This window comes from Pseudomonas sp., from assembly GCF_049590575.1.
Classification (GTDB): Bacteria; Pseudomonadota; Gammaproteobacteria; order Pseudomonadales; family Pseudomonadaceae; genus Aquipseudomonas.
Window position 1 is genome coordinate 1 of the sequence record NZ_JBAWDE010000299.1, and the last position, 1,646, is coordinate 1,646.

Sequence of the window (1,646 nt, forward strand, 5' to 3'; positions counted from 1 at the left end):
TAGCAAGAGTGCCCTCGGACACACCTGATGGTGTCGTTGTCATCGCCGCTCCACCACATCTCAAAGGCCGAACAACGCTGGCCGGCTGCGGAGAACTGGCCTGCTGCCGGTTCCGCGGACACCGAGATAGGGTGTTTTAGGAAACCGGAGCGAGCGATGCAGAGGCGCAAGTTCAGTCGAGAGTTCAAGGTCGAGGCGGTCCGCCTTGTGCGGGAGCGAGGCGTAAGCGTGGCTCAGGCGTCTCGAGACATCGCCGTTCACGAGAACATTCTTCGCAAATGGGTGAAGGAACTTGGGGCGGATCTCAAGCAGGCGTTTCCTGGAAACGGTCAGATGAAACCCGAGCAGCTGGAGATCGACCGATTGCGGCGTGAGGTCGCAAAGCTCAAGGCGGAGCGCGACATCTTAAAAAAGGCCGCAGCCTACTTCGCGAGGGAGTCGACATGAGGTTCGGCTTCATTGCGAAGCACCGCGCCGTCTGGCCGGTGGCGTGGCTTTGCGAAACGCTTGGCGTATCGAGGTCTGGCTTCCATGCCTGGCTGAAACGGAGCCGCTGTGCGCGCTCGCGAGAGGATGATGCGATCATGCCAGCGGTAAGGGCGAGCTTTGTGGCAAGCGATCGTACCTATGGCGCCCGTCGGATCTGGCGCGACGTGCTGGAAGCAGGCTTCTCGTGCGGCTTGCACAAGATTGAACGTCTCATGCGCGCTCAGGCTTTGCGCGCTCGGCCACGCAGGCGCGCCCTGCCCAGAGACGACGGCGAACGTTCAGCTTCGGCGATCGCGCCGAACGTGCTTGATCGCCAGTTCACAGCGGACCAGCCCAACCGCAAATGGATCGCCGACTTCACTTATATTTGGACGGCCGAGGGCTGGCTCTATGTCGCCGCGGTGGTCGATCTGTTTTCGCGCCGCGTTGTGGGCTGGTCGATGAGGGCGGAGATGAATGCGCAGCTTGTCACTGATGCATTGCTAATGGCGGTCTGGAGGCGTGGGCGCCCGGATGCGTTGTTGCATCACTCCGACCGTGGCAGCCAATACACCAGCGAGCAGTTCCAGCGGCTGATGGCCGACAATGGCGTCGACTGTTCGATGAGCCGATCCGGAAACGTGTGGGACAACGCCGCCATGGAAAGCTTCTTCTCCTCGATGAAAACGGAACGGATCGCTCGAAGGGTCTACCGCACGCGGGACGCAGCCAGGGCTGATGTGTTCGACTACATCGAGAGATTCTACAACACGATCCGCAGGCACTCGACCAACGGCTATCTCAGCCCGGTTGAGTTCGAAAAGAAGGTTGGATTATCTTAACTGCCTGTCCACGAAACCCGCAGCAGGCCACAACCTCACATTCGGCCGCGCCCCGCCATCCAAGGGGCTACCTTCAAAGCGTAGAATCTAGTGGCCTTGAGCTCCTGCCACCTGCAGATCGCTGGTGGAGTGACGATCATCGCCGGTCATTCTCAGTCTCCACTGAATGAACGAGGCTGGCGACCGGCCAAAGCGGGGCGATCGTTGGCCAGTTTCCTGGAGGTGGGTTAGCGTTCTTACGTGTGGCGACCCTCACGTCCCACCAGCCACCACCGCCCATGGCCACGAATAGCTGAACTGTATCCTGGTAGCGTTGTGCTTCCGCCCGAACATAGC

At 60.4% G+C, this 1,646-nt stretch carries 1 protein-coding gene; it reads left to right on the top strand.

The annotated features are described in order from the left end of the window. The first annotated feature begins 156 nt into the window (after positions 1-156). Positions 157-1,310, top strand: a protein-coding gene (locus WBR57_RS20945; RefSeq protein ID WP_424086216.1) for an IS3 family transposase whose coding sequence is annotated in 2 segments (ribosomal slippage) — positions 157-403 and positions 403-1,310 — 1,155 coding nt in all. Because the reading frame shifts where the segments join, the coding sequence is not laid out codon by codon here. Positions 1,311-1,646 lie beyond the last annotated feature (336 nt).